At 54.9% G+C, this 18,160-nt stretch carries 19 protein-coding genes and 1 pseudogene; 8 read left to right on the forward strand and 12 right to left on the reverse strand.

Features of this window, described 5'->3' with window-relative positions; translation table 11 throughout:
* Positions 1 to 80 precede the first annotated feature (80 nt).
* The gene (gene ureG, locus C1J05_RS17215; protein WP_441351669.1) at positions 81 to 623 is read right to left on the reverse strand and encodes an urease accessory protein UreG; all 543 of its coding nucleotides are present in this window, start codon (positions 621 to 623) and stop codon (positions 81 to 83) included.
* Positions 620 to 1,264, reverse strand: coding sequence for an urease accessory protein UreF (locus C1J05_RS17220; RefSeq protein ID WP_114872412.1), 645 nt, complete (start codon positions 1,262 to 1,264; stop codon positions 620 to 622). Before C1J05_RS17220 ends, ureG begins: the two co-directional genes overlap by 4 nt.
* A 252-nt stretch (positions 1,265 to 1,516) precedes the next feature.
* On the opposite strand from C1J05_RS17220, the pseudogene C1J05_RS17225 reads away from it, so the two are divergent.
* The 5 genes and pseudogenes from C1J05_RS17225 to C1J05_RS17245 form a co-directional block, all read left to right on the forward strand.
* Positions 1,517 to 1,807, forward strand: a pseudogene (locus tag C1J05_RS17225) (integrase core domain-containing protein); the annotation flags it as partial.
* 158 nt (positions 1,808 to 1,965) lie between these two features.
* Positions 1,966 to 3,390, forward strand: coding sequence for a circularly permuted type 2 ATP-grasp protein (locus tag C1J05_RS17230; protein ID WP_114871326.1), 1,425 nt, complete (start codon positions 1,966 to 1,968; stop codon positions 3,388 to 3,390).
* A gap of 1 nt (position 3,391) precedes the next feature.
* Positions 3,392 to 4,333, forward strand: coding sequence for an alpha-E domain-containing protein (locus tag C1J05_RS17235; RefSeq protein WP_114871327.1), 942 nt, complete (start codon positions 3,392 to 3,394; stop codon positions 4,331 to 4,333).
* Positions 4,333 to 5,130: a transglutaminase family protein gene (locus C1J05_RS17240; RefSeq protein ID WP_114871328.1), complete on the forward strand. Its 798-nt coding sequence runs from the start codon at positions 4,333 to 4,335 to the stop codon at positions 5,128 to 5,130. Before C1J05_RS17235 ends, C1J05_RS17240 begins: the two co-directional genes overlap by 1 nt.
* Before the next feature lie 33 nt (positions 5,131 to 5,163).
* Positions 5,164 to 5,895: a peptidase gene (locus C1J05_RS17245; RefSeq protein ID WP_114871329.1), complete on the forward strand. Its 732-nt coding sequence runs from the start codon at positions 5,164 to 5,166 to the stop codon at positions 5,893 to 5,895.
* A gap of 855 nt (positions 5,896 to 6,750) precedes the next feature.
* On the opposite strand, the gene C1J05_RS17250 is transcribed toward C1J05_RS17245, so the two are convergent.
* The 9 genes from C1J05_RS17250 to C1J05_RS17285 all read right to left on the reverse strand — a co-directional run bounded on the left by C1J05_RS17250 (position 6,751) and on the right by C1J05_RS17285 (position 12,794).
* A complete protein-coding gene (locus C1J05_RS17250) occupies positions 6,751 to 7,509 on the reverse strand; it encodes a hypothetical protein (protein ID WP_205388985.1) in 759 nt (252 codons plus the stop codon).
* Positions 7,510 to 7,660: 151 nt separating this feature from the next.
* Positions 7,661 to 8,875 (reverse strand): recombinase family protein, encoded by a 1,215-nt coding sequence (locus C1J05_RS17255; RefSeq protein ID WP_114871331.1) that lies wholly within the window; start codon positions 8,873 to 8,875, stop codon positions 7,661 to 7,663.
* A complete protein-coding gene (locus C1J05_RS17260; protein ID WP_114871332.1) occupies positions 8,872 to 9,282 on the reverse strand; it encodes a DUF2924 domain-containing protein in 411 nt (136 codons plus the stop codon). Before C1J05_RS17260 ends, C1J05_RS17255 begins: the two co-directional genes overlap by 4 nt.
* Positions 9,272 to 9,592 (reverse strand): DUF5681 domain-containing protein, encoded by a 321-nt coding sequence (locus tag C1J05_RS17265; RefSeq protein ID WP_114871333.1) that lies wholly within the window; start codon positions 9,590 to 9,592, stop codon positions 9,272 to 9,274. The genes C1J05_RS17260 and C1J05_RS17265 overlap by 11 nt, the downstream gene beginning before the upstream one ends.
* Complete coding sequence (locus tag C1J05_RS21945) at positions 9,589 to 9,996, reverse strand: site-specific DNA-methyltransferase (RefSeq protein ID WP_254684638.1); 408 nt, start codon at positions 9,994 to 9,996, stop codon at positions 9,589 to 9,591. Before C1J05_RS21945 ends, C1J05_RS17265 begins: the two co-directional genes overlap by 4 nt.
* Before the next feature lie 72 nt (positions 9,997 to 10,068).
* Positions 10,069 to 10,863: a ParB/Srx family N-terminal domain-containing protein gene (locus tag C1J05_RS21950; RefSeq protein ID WP_254684806.1), complete on the reverse strand. Its 795-nt coding sequence runs from the start codon at positions 10,861 to 10,863 to the stop codon at positions 10,069 to 10,071.
* Between the two features lie 592 nt (positions 10,864 to 11,455).
* Positions 11,456 to 11,833, reverse strand: coding sequence for a hypothetical protein (locus C1J05_RS17275; protein WP_114871334.1), 378 nt, complete (start codon positions 11,831 to 11,833; stop codon positions 11,456 to 11,458).
* A 90-nt stretch (positions 11,834 to 11,923) separates the two neighbouring features.
* Entirely contained in the window at positions 11,924 to 12,118 is a 195-nt protein-coding gene (locus tag C1J05_RS17280; RefSeq protein WP_114871335.1) for a hypothetical protein, read from the reverse strand.
* A 268-nt stretch (positions 12,119 to 12,386) separates the two neighbouring features.
* Entirely contained in the window at positions 12,387 to 12,794 is a 408-nt protein-coding gene (locus C1J05_RS17285; RefSeq protein ID WP_114871336.1) for an STAS/SEC14 domain-containing protein, read from the reverse strand.
* Between the two features lie 279 nt (positions 12,795 to 13,073).
* On the opposite strand from C1J05_RS17285, the gene C1J05_RS17290 reads away from it, so the two are divergent.
* The 3 genes from C1J05_RS17290 (at position 13,074) to C1J05_RS22195 (ending at position 16,501) form a co-directional block, all read left to right on the forward strand.
* Entirely contained in the window at positions 13,074 to 13,559 is a 486-nt protein-coding gene (locus tag C1J05_RS17290; protein WP_114871337.1) for a flavodoxin family protein, read from the forward strand.
* Between the two features lie 330 nt (positions 13,560 to 13,889).
* Positions 13,890 to 15,935 (forward strand): NADH:flavin oxidoreductase, encoded by a 2,046-nt coding sequence (locus C1J05_RS17295; RefSeq protein ID WP_114872413.1) that lies wholly within the window; start codon positions 13,890 to 13,892, stop codon positions 15,933 to 15,935.
* 260 nt (positions 15,936 to 16,195) lie between these two features.
* The gene (locus tag C1J05_RS22195) at positions 16,196 to 16,501 is read left to right on the forward strand and encodes a hypothetical protein (RefSeq protein ID WP_368073749.1); all 306 of its coding nucleotides are present in this window, start codon (positions 16,196 to 16,198) and stop codon (positions 16,499 to 16,501) included.
* 93 nt (positions 16,502 to 16,594) lie between these two features.
* Here C1J05_RS22195 and C1J05_RS17305 read toward each other — a convergent pair whose 3' ends face one another.
* Positions 16,595 to 17,917, reverse strand: coding sequence for an aspartate aminotransferase family protein (locus C1J05_RS17305; protein ID WP_114871339.1), 1,323 nt, complete (start codon positions 17,915 to 17,917; stop codon positions 16,595 to 16,597).
* Positions 17,918 to 18,160: the final 243 nt, after the last annotated feature.

Below are 18,160 nucleotides of genomic sequence, written 5' to 3' on the forward strand. Positions count from 1 at the left end.
AATCGGTCTTTCGACGAGGCGTCAAATGCCCGACAGTGATCTGAGGTGCGATACAACCTGATCTGACCCTTGTCCCGTCTTCAAGCACGCGAATACCACTGGGAGATCACCTCGGCGTCTGTGCGCATCACGTCCAGCGAGGCACCAACATGCGGTGCGAGGTCAGTCTTGTTGATGACAAGGATATCGGATCGGGTGATGGCGGGACCACCCTTGCGCGGGATATTTTCGCCGGCCGCGACATCAATGACATAGATCGTAAGATCAGCAAGCTCGGGACTGAAGGTCGCCGAAAGGTTGTCGCCTCCCGATTCAATCAGGACGACCTCGACGTCAGGGTGACGCTGGCGCATCTCTGCCACGGCGGCAAGGTTGATCGAGGCGTCTTCACGAATGGCCGTATGGGGGCAGCCGCCGGTTTCGACACCAATCACCCGATCTGAAGGCAGGATTTGCATACGCATCAAAGCGTCGGCGTCCTCTTGGGTATATATGTCATTTGTGATGACGCCGATCGAGTGATTGTCCTTTAAAAGTTCGGCCAGACGCGCGGTTAGTGTGGTTTTTCCCGCGCCGACCGGACCACCGATGCCAATTCGCAGGGGACCATTGAGTTTCATCATGATTGGAACAGCCTTGGTTCGAGGATTTCGTGGACCATGGATGCGATGTCAGAGAAAAAGGCGTTGCTATAAACGTCGTCCGCATCGACGGTTTTCGTCTCTTCAGCGACTTCAAGGCAGAGAACTTGCAGTCTTTGAATCACCCGTTGACCAGCGGTCTGTCCAATCGGGCTGAGGCGGATGGCCGCCGAGGCGAGGTTTGTCACAAAGGCCTGTAAATAGAGCGCGACGGTCGCATCGACGTCGAGCCCTGTCAACCGGGCGGCGCGGCCGACGGCAACGGGCAAGATCATCTCGAGAAGGTCCAAGTCCCAAACTGCGTTCACCGTGGCGACAAAGGCGGCACCTTGTCTGTCAGCCTCGCGCAGGCGTTCTTGGGCAACGGCAAAGGAGCGCGCTTTGGCGTCGATCTCCAAGGGATCGTCCGAGGAATGGGCAAGCCGCAGCCAGATCGCATCAGCGCGCCCCGAGCCATCCTTCAGGCAATCACGCAGCCAGTTTTCCAGACAGTTCTCGTCGGCAATCCAGCCTTTGTGGATCGCAGTTTCGATGCCATGCGAATAGGCGAAGGCCCCTGTCGGAAAGGCGGGTGACAGCCACTGAGTCAGAGTTAAAAGGCGTGTGTCAATGGGCGTGGGCATGGGCCGTATGTCCGTGATCATGTGCTTGGGTGGGCTCCGAAGAAAACTTACGCGCTGCGATGAGGCAGGCTTCGGCTTGCTCCGCCAATTGCAGTTCCTTCAGCGCTAGCGCACGCATTTTCATGTGACCGGCTTCGTTTGGCCGCAAATCCGAAGCGGCCGCCGCATCTCGCTCTGCGCCTTCAAAATCACCGCCACAAAACGCACGACGCTGCGGTGGAACAGCCGATAAGGCTGGAGAGGATTTTGAGCCCCGAGTTCATTGCTCAGGCCGTCTGAGACTGGATTGCAGCCGTCGGGGCCAATACCGCTTACATCGAACCGGGGTCGCCCTGGGAGAACGGATATTGCGAAAGCTTCAACGCAAGGCTCCGGGATGAGCTGTTGAATGGTGAGGTCTTCTACTCGCTTCGCGAAGCACAAATCCTGATCGAACAATGGAGGAAACACTACAACACCAAACGACCAGATAGTGCTTTGGGCTACCGCCCACCGGCTCCGGAAACCATCGTCCCGATGGCAACCAGACCAATCATGCACTAACTTTCAAACTGGACCACTCAAAAGGGGCAGATCTTTGCGTGCCTAAAGAGGTGCATATCAAACATTGCAAATGGCTAAGAATTCAGCATCAGAAATTTCCACCCCCCCCTAAATGGTCATCGCGTTGCATAACCCTGGCAATCTTCTAAGGTTAACTCATGAAAACAGACGCGGCCCCTTTCAGTGAAATGCACGCCTCTGGGGTCCCTCGCTCCCCATACTCAGGCTATGATGAGTGGTTTGCCAAGCAGAACAACGGCCGACTCGCTACGAAATCACTAGAGGCTGAGGCTTTTTTTCGGCGCTCAGGCATTACGTTTAACGTTTACGGTCAACAGGATGCCGAGGAACGATTGATCCCTTTCGATTTGGTCCCACGGATTATCTCTTCGCGCGAATGGACAAAGTTGTCGCAAGGGATTGAACAGCGTGTCTATGCGATCAACGCGTTTTTGCATGACATTTATAACCGTCAAGAAATCCTGCGGGCAGGTATTATCCCGACGGAACTAATCGCGCAGAATGACGCTTTCTTGCCGCAGATGATTGATTTCAGCCCGCCGGGAGACGTCTATACTCATATCGTTGGCACCGACATTGTGCGCACCGGCGAGGACGATTTTTATGTCCTTGAAGACAACGCGCGCACGCCTTCGGGTGTTAGCTACATGCTGGAAAACCGCGAAACCATGCTGCAGATGTTCCCGGAACTTTTCAGTAGCATCCGGGTGCAATCTGTAAGCGATTATCCTAAGAACTTGCGCCGCTCGCTTGAAGCCTCTGCGCCCGCTGGCTGCGCGGATCGGCCTTGCGTGGCGATCCTGACGCCGGGCATTTATAATTCCGCCTATTATGAACATAGCTTTCTGGCCGATCAAATGGGTGTGGAGCTGGTCGAAGGGCATGACTTGCGTATCGTTGACGGACATGTCGCCATGCGGACCACTAAAGGATACAAGACGATCGACGTAATCTATCGTCGGGTGGATGATGAATATCTCGATCCGTTAACGTTTAATTCCAGCTCCATGTTGGGAGTGCCGGGCATCATAGATGTTTATCGTGCGGGGAATATCACGATCGCCAATGCGCCGGGAACGGGGGTGGCGGATGACAAAGCTGTCTATAGCTACCTTCCTGATATCATCAAGTTCTATACGGGCGAACCTGCAGTCCTCAAAAACGTGCATACCTTCCGCTGTTCGGAGCCGCAGCAGTTAAAATACGTGCTGGATAACCTCGCCGATCTGGTGGTGAAAGAAGTGCATGGCTCAGGCGGCTATGGAATGTTGGTTGGCCCGGCGGCCAGTAAAAAAGAGCTGTCCGATTTCGCCGACAAACTGCGCGCGCGGCCCGACAATTACATCGCGCAACCAACGCTTTCGCTGTCCACAGTTCCGATATTTACAGAAAGTGGCCTTGCGCCCCGTCACGTTGATCTGCGTCCCTTTGCGCTGATGTCGCCTAAGGGTGTGAACATTACCCCCGGCGGACTGACCCGTGTGGCTCTGACAGAAGGGTCGCTCGTGGTCAATTCAAGCCAAGGCGGTGGCACCAAAGACACTTGGGTATTGGAAGACTAATATGCTGGGCAAAACCGCAGGCGGACTTTACTGGATGTTCCGCTCACTTGAGCGGGCAGAGAACACTGCGCGCTTGATAGAAGCTGGCTTTCGCATCGCATTGACGCGGTCGACCACTGCTGAAGCGGAGTGGCAATCGGTGATCACGACACTGGCCGCCCAATCTGCCTATGAGGCGGCTTGCGACGGTTATGACAGCGCACAAGTGGTCAATTTTCTGCTTCGCGAACCCACCAACCCTAGTTCAGTTCTGTCGATCATTAAATCTGCTCGGGACAATGCCAGAATGGTTCGGACCGCATTGACGACAGAAGTATGGTCCTCAGTTAACGAGTCTTGGATGCTGTTCACAGATCTCTTGAAAGACGAGATACCTCAGACAGAACTGCCTGCGGTTCTTGCGACCATCCGTCAGCAATCAGGGCTGGTGCGTGGGGCATTGCACGGAACGATGCTACGCAATGATATCTATGATTTTTGCCGCCTTGGCACCTTCGTCGAGCGGATGGACAACACCGCGCGTATTATTGACGTGAAATACTATTCGCTGCTGCCTGCTCCGTCTTTTGTCGGCAGTAGGCTGGACAATGTGCAATGGGAGACCATCCTGCGCTCTGTTTCGGCCCATCGTGCGTTCCGTTGGGCGGTAGAGGAGGACTTCACTGCCTCCGCAATCGCCGAATTCCTAATTCTGGATCGACGCATGCCAAGGTCGCTTGCATTCTGTGCTGGGCAGATCGTCAACAGCCTGTCGCACCTGGCTGAAGAATACGGAACAACACCTGCGTCACATGACTTGGCCAACGCATTGTGTTCGCAGTTGGTAAACAGAGACATCAATTCTATCTTTAATGAGGGGCTGCACGAGTTTGTCAACGCGCTGATAGACAGCACCGCGAACCTCGCGCAGCAGATCGAAGTCGACTATAGATATACAGGATAATGGATCTCAGCATCAGCCACACGACCGAGTATGCCTACAGCGCGCCCGTGGAATACGCGCTGCAAAAGGTGCGGCTATATCCTTTGTCTTCTGTCATGCAAGAAGTTGTGGATTGGTCGGTAGAAATCACGGGCGGCAAGATTGAGACGAGCTACGTTGATCACTATGGCAACCACGTCGATCTGGTAAGCATCGAGCCGAGCGAAACCGTGCTGAGCATTCGCGCAAGCGGGCACGTGAAAACGCTCAACGACACGGGCGTGCTTGGCCCCGTTTATGGCCGCGCGCCGCTTTGGCACTTTTGCCAGCCAACCCCTCTCACACAACCGGGGGCCGCGATCAAGGCGCTGCCGAAGGTCTCGTTTGACCTCAATATGCAACTCGCCAGTCTGCACACGCTTTCTGCGGCGATACTAAAGGCCTTGCCCTACAAAACCGGTAGCACTGCAGTGGACACGCGTGCCGAAGACGCGCTGCTTGGTGACAGCGGCGTCTGTCAGGACCACGCGCAAATCTTTATCGCCGCGGCGCGACTGTCCGGGCTGCCAGCGCGTTATGTTAGCGGCTACCTAATGATCAACGAACAGGTGGTTCAGGACGCAACCCACGCTTGGGCGGAGGTCTGTATCAAGGGTCTCGGATGGGTTGGCTTTGACGTCTCAAACGGAGTGTCGCCGGATGAAAGATACGTGCGCATCGCTGTTGGTCGCGACGCACGTGATGCCGCCCCCATAGAGGGGCTGCGCATAGGCAACGCGGATGAAACTCTCATGGTATCTTTGCAGGTCCAGCAGTAAAGAGATGCTTGGGTTTTCCAATGGATAGAAGAAATGACATATTGCATCGGAATGCGACTGGACCGCGGGCTTGTTTTTATGGCCGACACCCGCACCAGCGCTGGCGTCGACAATTTTGCGGTCAGCAGAAAAATGTTCACTTGGCAGGTGCCGGACGAGCGCGCGATCACAATCATGACGGCAGGAAATCTGGCGACCACGCAGTCTCTCATCAGCTTGCTGGAAGAACGTTCCGTATCCGAACAGGATCGTAATCCAAGCATCCTTCGAGAACCGACCATGTTTCAAGTGGCGCGTTTGGTCGGTGCCACCTTGCGCGAAGTTATCGCGGGTTCTTCCACCTCGGGTCAAACGTCTGACGATCAATTTGGTGCATCAATAATTCTGGGCGGCCAAATCAAGGGCGGCAAACCGACGATTTTCATGATATATCCGGAAGGCAATTTTATAGAAATAACCGAAGATACCCCGTTCTTTCAGATCGGTGAAACGAAGTATGGTAAACCGATACTTGTCCGCGCCTATGACCATCAAATGGACTTCGATGATGCCATAAAGCTGTTGTTAGTGTCCTTCGATTCCACTGTAAAATCAAACCTTTCGGTTGGGTTACCGTTCGATCTGCAGGTGTATGAAAACGAGTCCTTTGATACGGGACGCACGAAACGGATCAATGAAGAGGATGAAGTGTATCAAACGATTGCGACCGGATGGGGTAATGCACTGCGGGATGCATTCCAGTTGCTACCAAGTTACAAGCTCTGACGTTCGCGACTATGATTTATCGCGCGCTGATTGTTGCGAATGGCGGGATCAGAAATAGTTTAGAATTGATCAAATACCTATCCGTTTCTTGGAATTTCTCGCAAACGCAAAGAATGTCCGCTTTCTGCCGAATTGCAGGTGTGCACGTATCTCGCAGCATCAGTCGAATTGGGCTCGAAGCAAGCATTCGACAGTTTTTCTCTGATGACCGGTTCGTCGCGTTAAGCAGCCGTTCACAACGGGAAATTCGAAGCTTTGCTTTTGAACGACTGCTTTCACCAGGCTGACGTTCGCTGCACCTTGCGCCAGTTGATAATTGGGGGCGAAGTGTCGAAAACCGTCAATTCCAGTATTGCCACTTTGAGCCGTTCGAGATTCCATTTTGACCCCGAACCACATGAAGAAAATCAGCACTATAAGTCGCGTTTTGAAAACAGATTGTTTCCTAGAACGGGATAGACATAGTTTTGCCACAATTTAAAGTGGAGTGGGGGCGGCGTGCTTGCGTAGCATGTATGACGATTTTTCCGAAGTAATTCGATTTAAGCTCGCACGCTCCTCCACGAAACTTACCACGTTTAAATCTTCTTGGCGGGCCTTGGTTCAGACTGCCGCGCACGACTGTCCTTTGGGATCTCCAAAGAAATCGCCACCATTCATGCCTCCGTCTGCACCCATTTCAATCAGGAGTGCGAGCGCTCTAGCAGAGACGATTTCACGATCAGCCGAGCCACTACTCTGACTGGGTGGCGTCAGCTTTTTGCCACATAAGTTCCTGGATTCTGAGTCAAACTGATACGAGTTCTAATCCGTCTGACAGCGCCCTTGCAGGCCGTATGTCCACTAAGGTCGCTCTCAAGTCTTTTCAAGCGTCGCGTAGAACTCCGTTGTGCCACACTGGGTCGGGAAAAGACTGACAATCTGGAAGGGCAAATCGAACAATGCCCGGACAGTGTTGATCGTATCAAAAAATTCCGTATCACTGAATTTCCAGCAGTGAACATCCACATAATCAGAACGCTTTTGCAAAGCGCGTAATATGTCGACCGCTTTGTGTGGTTGGTGAATTAAGGGTGCGGTTTTCGGTGTCACTTCGCCGTTCCAAACCTGCGAAGGTGTAACCTGTCGGATATTGAAGAAATGATCGCATTGTTGCTGGAACGATGGTCTGGTCCGCTCTTCCAGATAGGCCGCGATCAAATCCGATGTTTGTGACGGTTGTTTGGCAAGATCGAAGCAGTATCGTCGGTCCGGAAAAGCAATTGCGATCCGTCCGCCGATCCGCAGAATGTTTAAGTTGGCTTGAATCCATCCGACCAAATCAGGGACATGCTCTGCGATGTGCGAGGCAACGACAAAATCAAGGCTATCCGGATCAATGAATTCGTCAACTCTACGACCATCCGTTACTATGTCGATATCCGGAATTAGTTCAACGTCGACATTCGGATCGCTTTCATACTTTTTTACCAAAACATCTCGAGGTGCGAAATCGACATACCGTATGGATCGAGACCCAGATTTAGGAACCAAGGTTCGGTGCAATGGCCCGTATTCGATGCCGCTGCCCTGTTCTGGTATGGTGGCCAAAATACGCTGATTTCTAATTGTCATTGGCACAAAACCCACTTCGATATTACTTCAGAGCTTTTCAAAATCTTGACGCATTTTTCCAATCAGGGCTCTGGTCCACGATTATGCATTCGCGATCCAGGAGTTCCGGAAAAATGGTGTTGTCGCGGCGACTGTCTATCGCTCACATGGTTCACTTAGGCATTGGATTGAGTGTACCGCAAGCGCGCGGGCCTTTCGGTTGTCGACCTATGAAAATGCTGTGCACCACAATACGCGCTGTTCTGATCGCTTCGGCAGAGGCATTTGGGAGGACACCACCGACAAAGCATGCCTTTGACATATGCTGGCGCACGACATCGGCAACTTTGACCTCCAACTCCTGAGCGGGCAACCGCCAGCCGTCGAGGTTTCCTTCCCCGCTGTTTTTAATCAATCGGTGTGAGACATAGTATCGAAGCCGGACGCCTGCCTTTGTCTTTGAATGCGATGGCGTCAGCCGGTCGCCCGTCTCATCGAACAACTCACCGCACAGCAATGATCTCTGCTTCGCGGTTTTACGCGCCCTGCCCTTCGCAGCACCGCTCTGCAGCACCTGCTGGATCTGATCCCAACGGTCCGGATCGATGATCGCCTCATGCTGGCCATCGTGCACTTCTGTCTTGTGACGGATGCGGCCCGCGTAGACGGGGTTCGTCAGCAGGTGGTGGATAGGGCCGCGATCAAAGCTGATCCCGCCTGTTATAGATCCATTTGAACCCTTCCTCTGCCGACTGCGCAACCCCAACCGGTCAGCCGCATGTTTTACATTCCGGACCGTTCCGAGCTGCTCATAGAGATCGTACAGCGTTCGGATCATCGGAGCTTCGGCCTCGTTGACCTTCAACGTCCTGCCATCCGCATCATAGCCAAGCGGCACCTGCCCGCCCATCCAAAGGCCCCGGCGTTTTGAGGCTGCGATCTTGTCGCGGATCCGCTCCGCTGTGACTTCTCGCTCGAATTGCGCAAACGACAGCAGCATATTCAGCGTCAGGCGCCCCATGCTGGTCGCCGTGTTGAAGGACTGGGTGACCGAGACAAACGAGGCTTGCGCCGCATCCAGCGTATCCACGATCTTCGAGAAGTCAGCGAGCGACCGCGTCAGGCGGTCGATCTTGTAGACGATGATCTGGTCCACCCGGCCGTCGGCGATATCCTGCAGCAGCTTTTGTAGCGCCGGTCGTTCCAGAGACCCGCCGGAAAGCCCGCCATCATCATAGTGTTCCGGCAGCAGCACCCAGCCTTCGTGCTTCTGACTGGCGATATAAGCGGCACAGGCTTCACGCTGTGCATCCAGCGAGTTGAACTCCTGTTCCAGCCCATCCTCTGATGACTTGCGCGTGTAGATGGCGCAGCGGAGCCTGTTCATGTCCGCCGCCCTGCAGGGCTGTTCAACCCGAAGAAGCGCGGACCCGACCACGTCACCCCGGTGATGTGCTTGGCGATGGCCGAGAGCGACTTCCACATTTTGCCATCCAGTTCAAAGCCACCGTCAACCACGTGCACCTGATACACGCGGCCATTCCATTCCCGAACGAGGTGCGCGCCTGGTTGCAGTCTGATGGCGCGCGCGGAACATGCGGGCTCCCCCTTGGAGATGCGTTTTAACGCACGTCTGGTTACAGCTGGCATTCCACCCAGCGCTTTACATTGCGTTTCATAGGCCAGGGCCTTCTGCATAAAGCGCACGGACAGATATGGCGGTGGAGGCGATCCAAAGACCGCCTCCCATTGCTTGAGCGTTACGGGGCGTTCGGGGTTCGGATCACGCCCCATGCGTCTCGACCTCTTTGGATGAACTTCTCCGAGAGGCTGGCGCGGCAAGAATGCGATACTTTGAAATGCCACCCGACGCAGGCTTCTCATTGGCGATTTCGTAGGTCTGATGCTGAAGTGCCTCTTCGACACTGACGTCCTGCGCGATCCCGTCCTTGCGGATGGTCAGTGTTCGGTCGAAGACGACCTCGAATGCCGAGCCTGTTGGCGCGGGCGCGCCATCCTTCGGGCGTCCTTTAGGATTGCCGCTTTGCCCCTTCTTGAAACGGGTCTTGTTAGACGGCTTCTTTGATCCATCATCGGCGGTCATGCACCAGCCCTGTTCAGCAACTTGGGTTCCTTGTTGGTCATGGCGCGCCAGCGCTCGATGGCCACGTCCACATATCCGGGATCCAGCTCGACGCCCCGGAACTTCCGACCAACGCGCTCGGTGGCAATCAAGGTCGTGCCCGACCCCAGGAAGATATCAAGAACCAGATCACCCCGCCTTGTGACGTCCTGGATCGCGTGCGCGACCATCGCCGTGGGCTTTACGGTCGGATGCAGGGCAAGATCTTCGCTCCGGCTGCCTGCCAGCGAGTTAGCGGAGGCATAGTTCCAGACATTGGTCCGGTTGCGACCGTGTTTGCCCAACTCGACATTGTTCAGATGTTGCTCCGAACCGACCCGATAGACAAATACCAGCTCATGCTTGGATCGGTAGAGTGATCCCATACCGGCGTTGGACTTGTTCCACACACAAATGTTCAGCCTGCTGTCGTAGACCTTTGCACCCGCTTGGGATAGTTAATCAATATGCCGCCAATCCATGCAGACAAAATGAACCGCACCGCTGCGCGACACCGCCGCACAAGCTTCAAGAGTTTCTTCTAAAAACGTACGAAATGCCACTTCGGTCATTTCTCCAGAGGCCATGGCGAACTCGCGGTGACGCCCCTTGGCATTTGCATGGCCGCTGATCTTGACGTTATAGGGCGGATCTAGAAAGGCGGCATCCACCGCGGCGCCCTGCCCTACAACCTCTTTGAGAAACTCCAGATCACGCCCGTCGCCACACCCGATCCGATGCTCACCCAACTCCCAGATATCACCAATCCGCGTGCGCGGTTCCACGGGTACCGCCGGAATAGTCTCTTCATCCGGATCGGTCTCGTCCGCAAGGATCACATCCACTTCTCCCACAGAAAAGCCTGTGAGAGAAACATCGATATCCAGTTCTGCCGACGAGAGATCAAACAGTTCATCTTTCAAGAGCTCCAGATCCCAACCTGCGCCCAATGCAATCTTGTTATCGGCCAATCGCAGTGCGCGTGTCTGCGCCTCGGTCAAACCACTCAAAACGATCGTTGGGACCTCGTCGAGCCCCAAGTCCTTGGCGGCACGAAGGCGCCCATGACCGGCAATGATCAGGCCATCGGCATCAATTAGTATGGGATTTGCGAAACCGAATTCGGTGATCGAAGCTTTGATCTGCTCGATTTGCCGCTTGGGATGGGTTCGCGCATTGCGAGGGTCCGGGCTGATCGCATTGATCTTTCGATACGTGATGGTAAGCGGTCGGCTGTCGTCATGCTGTGTCATCGCCAAAAACCTTTGTCTGCAATCGCCGGTGCGCGCCCGCTTATTCTAAGGGGTGGGATGACCAAAGTATATTGGTGCCGACAACCCCAATATGTTGCTCGTGCCCCGTTCACGATACTTCGGATCATGGCACACATTCCCCTGTTACGCGCAATCTGACCAGCTGTTCGGTCAAACAACAGGCCCTGTTCCGTTATTCTTACGCCCTGTTCCGCACATTAACAGGAAAGATTGTTTTTTACCCACAACTATCTGTTATTGCGAACTAAAATCACACTCTATCGCAAAGATCATCCCCAATCATCCTGTTAATCAGGCGCAATTATAATCATTTCCCTGTTAATTCGCTGCAAACAGGGAAATCAGACCCGAGATTGGCTAGCTTAAGACTGGCAGCACAGCCAAACACTTCATTAAAAACAGACGCTGAGATTTTACCGCGCAAAGTACCCGTGTTTTCGGGGGCTTGGCAGATCGCTGTTTCCAGTGAGACGGATATGTGATCTTTTTTCGAAAGAAACGCTGCTATTCGATCAAGCCGCAGCGTCCATTGATTTCGCGATCACCGAGGTCGTTCGCTATGAAGATCGCTTTAATCAGAAGTCGATTGTTGGACTTCGGCAGCCATTGCATCCTCAATATTCTTCAGTTGTGCCAGACATGCCGCCTCATCGCCAGCGTCCATCGCCTCTTTCGCAGCGGCGAGGTATCCGTCAATCGTCTTGTCGCTTGGCGGTTTGCCAAACCAGTTCTCTGTTGGCTTGGCGTCGCTGTTTGTGACCTCGACAGTGCCCTCGGTCGTCGGTACTGTAACGTCCTCTGGTTTTGTTTCTTGGGATTGCGCTGTCGTCCAGGTTTCGGACACTTCTGAATATTTGGCCTCACAATCTTTCGACGTGTTCGATGCCGCAAAGGCCGGAACAGCGACAATCAGCGTTGTCAGGGATAGGGCAGTGGTGATCCGTTTCATGATAATCTCCAATGTAATTCTTTCGAACACAACTATCGGGCCACTGAATAGTTCCGATTATACATTCGCGTTCTGATCAGAAGGCGTAAGTCAGTTCCCGACCGTCGGCGCAGACTCGTCGATCATCTGGGCGTCGTCATCCACCCAGTCGGCATCGTCGTCCAGGGAGGAATAGACATTCATGAGAAATAGAATGGCCGCGAATACCACGACTGCTCCGATCCCCCAAAGGACAGGCCAGTGACGGCGTTTCTGCTTTTCGACATTTGTATTTGGCGCGGACATTGCGGGTCTCCTGAATAGCTTACTGTTGATAAACGTGAAACAGGGCCTTCTTGTTCCATTTCAAAAGTCCGTAAAGACAGACGGATGTCTGATCCGAGACTTCCGGAACTTTCCCGGGTCAGACCTGATAACCCACAAGTGACGGTTACAAACGGCGGCTAGACCGACATGAACGCGAAACAAAACGGCGCATAGGGGCCACCATGATCGCTCCAGTCTTTTTATCTGAGATCAGCGCTAAAAGGATGATGACTTTGCAGGAGCCGTTTCAGACGGGAAAATTCTCTTCTTCTTCGCTTTCGCCCGTGCCCCGGTCTTCCAGCCAGTCTTCTGCGGCTTTCTTGTCAGAAAGCGGAAAGCTCTTGATCTCAAGTGACGGGATCACGGCACCCTCGATCTCGGCGGCAGTCCGGATCCAGGCGGTATCCGAAAGCACCGCACATTTGTCGAACTTGCCAATCAAGCTGAACAGATTTGGCAACTTCTGGAATTCAACGGCCATGGCACCCAAGGTCGGCATCTCGAAGTTAGAAATCGTGTAAAGCATCCTGCCGTTCTCGATGCCTTCCGATTGCTCAATAAGATGATCAAGCGCCGAGCGCATTTCTTCTGCATCAATAGCTCCCGAAAGCTCGAGATCTAAACGATTGGCCGATGGTTTCGAAACGTTCAGCATTTCCAGACTCCTTTTCTCTACACCGGACAAGATGCGCGATCCGGATCGCGGCAGCGTTGATGCAGGTCAACAACCTGGCACGCGATAGCAAATGCGTCGAAAACTCAGTTTCAGAAAAGTTGATTGCTCCACCTCCTGCAAAAACTGATGGCGCATGTCTTCGCGGAAACTCTGCCAGTCCGAAATCTGCAATACGAATATCATTCTCGTTGTTGGGTGCGATCCCGCTCCACGCGGCATCTTGGAAGTCGGCAGGCAGGCGTATACGTTTATCCTATCATGACCAAGCTACTCATCGTCTATCATTCCAAAACCGGCGGCAGCCGGCAAATGGCCGAGGCTGCGGCAATCGCCGCGAAAAAAGAGGTCAATACTGACCTGAAGACTGCGCGTGACGCAGAACCTGATGATCTGCTGCAGGCCGATGGCTACATATTTTGCGCGCCGGAAAATCTGGCGGCAATTGCAGGCATCATGAAGGACTTTTTCGATCGGTGCTATTATCCGGTTCTGGGTCGGATTGAGGGTCGGCCCTATGCCCAGATGGTCTGTGCGGGGTCCGATGGCGAAAACGCTGCGCGCCAAACCGCGCGCATTGCGCAGGGGTGGCGCCTTCGCGAAGTGCAGCCGCATCTCATTATCTGCACCCATGCCCAAACGCCGGACGAAATTCTGGCCGACAAAACCATTCCCGAAGAGCAACTCGCCCTTTGTCGCGATCTGGGCTCCGCAATGGGTGCGGGTCTTGGTATGGGGGTTTTCTGAGCAAAGCTATCGGTCTGCGGTTCGTTGCTACCTTTTGCATCAAGATCTGCTAAAAATCTTTTGGGAGGTTCCGTCCAGCTAACCCCAGCGCAATCCTGTCCGTCACCGGACCGTTCGAGACAGCCGGCAGTTTGACTATGAGCGATAATTGCTCGGTCTTACTCTCAGTTTGCGGCTGATAAGGCGGCCGGCGTGTATGCTCGAAAACAAAGCTTGGACCGAATGGATTGATCCGGCAAGGTTCTAATGCGATGCAAGTCGTCAGGAACACGGACCCCGCCAGACCTGTGCCCGCAGGAAATTCACAACAAGCACTTCGAAAGCCCGATCATGTCCAAAGACCCTCTGCTCCAACCCTTTCAGCTCAAGCATCTGACACTGAAGAACCGCATCATGACGACCAGCCATGAACCGGCCTATCCCGAAGACGGGATGCCAAAGGACCGGTACCGCGCCTATCATGCGGAACGGGCAAAGGCCGGCGTTGCATTGACCATGACCGCCGGATCGGCCGCGGTGTCAAAAGACAGCCCGCCGGTCTTCAACAACATCCTCGCCTATCGCGACGAGGTGGTGCCATGGATACGCAACCTCACGGATGCCTGCCACGCGCACGATTGTGCCGTGATGATCCAGCTGACACATCTGGGACGCCGCACAGCCTGGAACAAAGGGGACTGGCTGCCATCGGTGTCGTCCTCGAAACACCGCGAACCCGCACATCGTGCGTTCCCAAAGCTGATCGAAGACTGGGACATCGAGCGGATCATAGGCGATTTTGCCGATGCTGCGGAACGCATGAAAGCCGGAGGAATGGACGGGATCGAATTGCAGGTCTATGGCCATCTGCTGGATCAGTTCTGGTCTCCGCTGACAAATGATCTGACCGGACCTTACGGTGCGGATACGCTGGAAAATCGCCTGCGCTTTCCCCTTGATGTGCTGGCTGCGATCCGCAAGCGGGTGGGCGATGAATTTATCGTTGGTTTTCGCTATACTGCGGATGAGGCCCAGAAAGGCGGGATCACACCGCAGGAAGGGATCGAGATTTCCAAGACGCTTGCCGCCACAGGCCAGCTTGATTTTCTCAACGTAATCCGGGGGCGTATTCATACCGACCCGGCGATGACCGATGTGATCCCGGTTCAGGGTATGCCAAGCGCGCCTCACCTTGATTTTGCGGGCGCAGTCCGCAAAGCAACCGGCATGCCGACCTTTCATGCCGCGCGTATCCCGGATGTCGCCACCGCGCGCCACGCCGTGCAATCGGGACAGCTTGACATGGTGGGCATGACGCGCGCGCACATGGCCGATCCGCATATCGTGAAAAAGATCATGGAAGGGCGCGAAGAAGACATCAGACCCTGCGTCGGCGCGACTTACTGCCTTGACCGGATCTATCAGGCAGGCGACGCACTTTGCATTCACAATGCGGCGACGGGGCGCGAGCTTTCGATGCCACATCAGATCGACCCCGCCCCCGTTGCGCGCAAAGTGGTGATCATCGGTGCCGGCCCCGCCGGGTTGGAGGCCGCCCGCGTGGCAGCCGAACGCGGACATGACGTGGTGGTGTTTGAGGCGCAGCCGGAACCCGGGGGGCAAATCCGCCTGACCGCGCAGAACCCGCGGCGGCGGGAAATGATCGGCATCATTGACTGGCGGATGGCGCAATGCGCCGCGCGCGATGTGGTTTTTCACTTCAACACCTGGGCCGAGGTCGAAGAGGTGCGCGCCGAAAAGCCTGATGTGGTGATCGTCGCGACAGGCGGCTTGCCCAATCTGGAGCTTTTCGAAACCGGGCGCGAGGCGGACCATATGATCTCTGCCTGGGATATCATTTCGGGCGATGTCAAACCGGCAGGCGACGTTCTGATTTACGATGAAAGCGGCGATCACCCGGCCCTGCAGGCCGCCGAGGTGGCAGCCGCCGCCGGCCTCAAGGTCGAGATCATGACGCCCGACCGCACGTTTTCGCCCGAAGTCATGGCGATGAACCTGGTGCCCTACATGCGCAGTTTGCAGGATAAAGACGTGGTCTTTACCGTGACCCGGCGGCTGACGGGCGTCGTTCGCAGGGGAAACAAGCTGACCGCGACAATCGGCACCGATTACAGCGATCACACCGAAACCCGGGACTATGACCAGATCGTCGTGAATTATGGTACCATGCCGCTGGACGAGCTTTACTTTGACCTCAAGCCTTTCAGCACCAACAAAGGGGCCGTGGATCACGACGCGCTGATCGCGGGCGAGGCACAAAAGACAATGCGCAATCCTGACGGTGCATTCCAGCTTTTCCGCATCGGTGATGCTGTTTCAGCGCGCAATACACATGCTGCGATTTACGACGCACTGCGGCTGGTGAAAGACATCTAGATCGCATCAAGTACCTGTTGGAAATTCGTCGGGGCTGACCGACGGGAATACTCAATTCGCGATTTGGCCTCCAAGGCCGCATTAGCCGCGTCTTGCAATTGCGCTTTCGGGCTTTGTTTTACCAATAGTAATTTCGGCCGTCCGAGATTTGATCGCGGCACTTTGGGCCTCAATCGCTCGAAGACGGTCTTCTGGATGCAGTCGAGGACGTTACCTTTTATCAGTCCCAAACGGATTCTGCCCTTGCGGTCTCGAAGTTCATTTATGGCAGGCAGCGTATCGGCCAGACCTCTGAAACGGGTGTAGTGGAACCTGGATTGATCAAAGGGCTGGCCAGTCTCGACAATCTTCACGTGATAGATGTGACAGATGCCGAAGCCGCCGACACCGGCAACGGCCACTGGTACTTTCAGTCGTCTCCATGGGCGAGCAGCGACCTGTTCATATCACTTCTGACCGACAAAAACCCGGCAGAACGCGGGCTCGTACGTGAACCGAACGATATAATCTGGCGCTTCCCATCCAATTACCCTGATGTTCTGAAGTCGCACGACAAAGGCATTTAGGAAGATTTATTCCACAGCATACGACTGTTTTTTCCGCTAACCCGAATAGACCAAATGTACCTGAGCAACCTTGAGTCCACAAAGACAAGGAACTCAATTGGGAAGGGCAGTCTCCAGTGAACTTGCCAACTTCTCTACAAGTTCGTCCACCTGCGCCTCGGTAATAATGAACGGAGGGGCAATAAGCACGTGATCGCCGCTTTTCCCGTCAATCGTTCCGCCCATCGGATAACAGATCAGGCCGGCATCAAATGCGGCCGCCTTGATCCTCGCGTGTCGTTTTTCACTGTGCGGAAACGGGTCTTTGCTGGCGCGGTCCGAGACCAGTTCAATGCCCTGAAACAGCCCCACGCCCCTGATGTCACCCACATGCGGGTGCTGCCCAAATCGGGTTTGCAGAGCCGTTTGCAACTTTATCCCCGCTGTGTTGACGCGTCCAAGAACATCGTCATCCACAAGGCGTTCCAGCACGGCAAGGCCTGCAGCGCAGGCCGCCGGATGGCCCAGATAGGTGTGCCCGTGCTGGAAAAAACCTGTACCGTCCCGGATGGCGTCATGGATTTCCTTGGTACACAACGTGGCCCCGATAGGTTGATAGCCGCCGCCCAACCCCTTGGCGATCGCGCAGATATCAGGATCAGCCCCAAACTGTTCGCAGGCAAAAAGCGTGCCGGTGCGCCCCATGCCACACATCACCTCATCAAGGATCAGCAAGATACCATAGCGATCGCACAGTGCGCGCACGCGGGCGAAGTAATCACCAACGGGCGGCACCGCCCCAAGCGTGGCCCCGACCACCGGTTCCGCGACAAAAGCCATAACCGTTTCGCCGCCAAGCGCCTGAATTTGATCTTCGATTTCAAGCAGAAGCCGGTCCACATAGGCGGCTTCTGTTTCGCCTTCTTGTATTCCGCGATAGGCATAACAGGGGGCGACATGCGTGACATCCATCAGCATGGGCGCGAATTGCGCGCGGCGCCATGCATTGCCACCCGTGGCAAGCGCGCCAAGCGTGTTGCCATGATAGCTTTGCCGCCGTGCGATGACGCGATGACGGTTTGGCTGGCCAATTTCAAGATAATACTGACGCGCCAGTTTCAGCGCCGCTTCCATTGCTTCGGACCCGCCGGAGACGAAATAAACACGGTCCAACGCGCCCGGCGCCAGCGATATGAGCTTGTCCGCAAGCCGTTCTGCAGGTTCCGAGGTGAAGAACCCCGAATGCGCGAAAGCCACCTGATCCAGTTGATCTTTTATCGCCTGCGTGACGTGCGGATCGCCATGGCCCAAGCACGATACCGCCGCATCCCCGCAATTCAGATAGGCCTTGCCGTTTGTGTCATAAAGATACGCACCGTCGCCGCGCGCGACTTTAATCGGCGGCGCTTTGGAATTGCGTGGGAATACATGTGTCATGAGGCGAAGGCTTTCTTTTGCGTAGCGCTGTGCGGTGCAGCCCTGAGTGAGGTGAAGGCAGCAGCAATACTGCGAATCTCAGGCGCGATTTCATCCATGCCCGTCGGTGCCTTGGGGCGATCCGGCTTGTCTGGGCGCGCACCATAAGGCGCTACCATGATGAAGGGATCAAGAAGAAGTCTGGCGCGCATTTTGATCGTGGCCCAAAGCCCATTGTGAAGGGCATGGGGTCGTTGAAACATA

This window comes from Sulfitobacter sp. JL08, assembly GCF_003352045.1.
Taxonomy (GTDB): domain Bacteria; phylum Pseudomonadota; class Alphaproteobacteria; order Rhodobacterales; family Rhodobacteraceae; genus JL08.

Excerpts from the sequence above, each read along its gene's own strand:
- ureG (WP_441351669.1), bottom strand. The coding sequence starts at position 623 with ATGATGAAACTCAATGGTCCCCTGCGAATTGGCATCGGTGGTCCGGTC.
- C1J05_RS17220 (WP_114872412.1), bottom strand. The coding sequence starts at position 1,264 with ATGCCCACGCCCATTGACACACGCCTTTTAACTCTGACTCAGTGGCTG.
- C1J05_RS17230 (WP_114871326.1), top strand. The coding sequence starts at position 1,966 with ATGAAAACAGACGCGGCCCCTTTCAGTGAAATGCACGCCTCTGGGGTC.
- C1J05_RS17235 (WP_114871327.1), top strand. The coding sequence starts at position 3,392 with ATGCTGGGCAAAACCGCAGGCGGACTTTACTGGATGTTCCGCTCACTT.
- C1J05_RS17240 (WP_114871328.1), top strand. The coding sequence starts at position 4,333 with ATGGATCTCAGCATCAGCCACACGACCGAGTATGCCTACAGCGCGCCC.
- C1J05_RS17245 (WP_114871329.1), top strand. The coding sequence starts at position 5,164 with ATGACATATTGCATCGGAATGCGACTGGACCGCGGGCTTGTTTTTATG.
- C1J05_RS17250 (WP_205388985.1), bottom strand. The coding sequence starts at position 7,509 with ATGACAATTAGAAATCAGCGTATTTTGGCCACCATACCAGAACAGGGC.
- C1J05_RS17255 (WP_114871331.1), bottom strand. The coding sequence starts at position 8,875 with ATGAACAGGCTCCGCTGCGCCATCTACACGCGCAAGTCATCAGAGGAT.
- C1J05_RS17260 (WP_114871332.1), bottom strand. The coding sequence starts at position 9,282 with ATGGGGCGTGATCCGAACCCCGAACGCCCCGTAACGCTCAAGCAATGG.
- C1J05_RS17265 (WP_114871333.1), bottom strand. The coding sequence starts at position 9,592 with ATGACCGCCGATGATGGATCAAAGAAGCCGTCTAACAAGACCCGTTTC.
- C1J05_RS21945 (WP_254684638.1), bottom strand. The coding sequence starts at position 9,996 with ATGGGATCACTCTACCGATCCAAGCATGAGCTGGTATTTGTCTATCGG.
- C1J05_RS21950 (WP_254684806.1), bottom strand. The coding sequence starts at position 10,863 with ATGACACAGCATGACGACAGCCGACCGCTTACCATCACGTATCGAAAG.
- C1J05_RS17275 (WP_114871334.1), bottom strand. The coding sequence starts at position 11,833 with ATGAAACGGATCACCACTGCCCTATCCCTGACAACGCTGATTGTCGCT.
- C1J05_RS17280 (WP_114871335.1), bottom strand. The coding sequence starts at position 12,118 with ATGTCCGCGCCAAATACAAATGTCGAAAAGCAGAAACGCCGTCACTGG.
- C1J05_RS17285 (WP_114871336.1), bottom strand. The coding sequence starts at position 12,794 with ATGCTGAACGTTTCGAAACCATCGGCCAATCGTTTAGATCTCGAGCTT.
- C1J05_RS17290 (WP_114871337.1), top strand. The coding sequence starts at position 13,074 with ATGACCAAGCTACTCATCGTCTATCATTCCAAAACCGGCGGCAGCCGG.
- C1J05_RS17295 (WP_114872413.1), top strand. The coding sequence starts at position 13,890 with ATGTCCAAAGACCCTCTGCTCCAACCCTTTCAGCTCAAGCATCTGACA.
- C1J05_RS17305 (WP_114871339.1), bottom strand. The coding sequence starts at position 17,917 with ATGACACATGTATTCCCACGCAATTCCAAAGCGCCGCCGATTAAAGTC.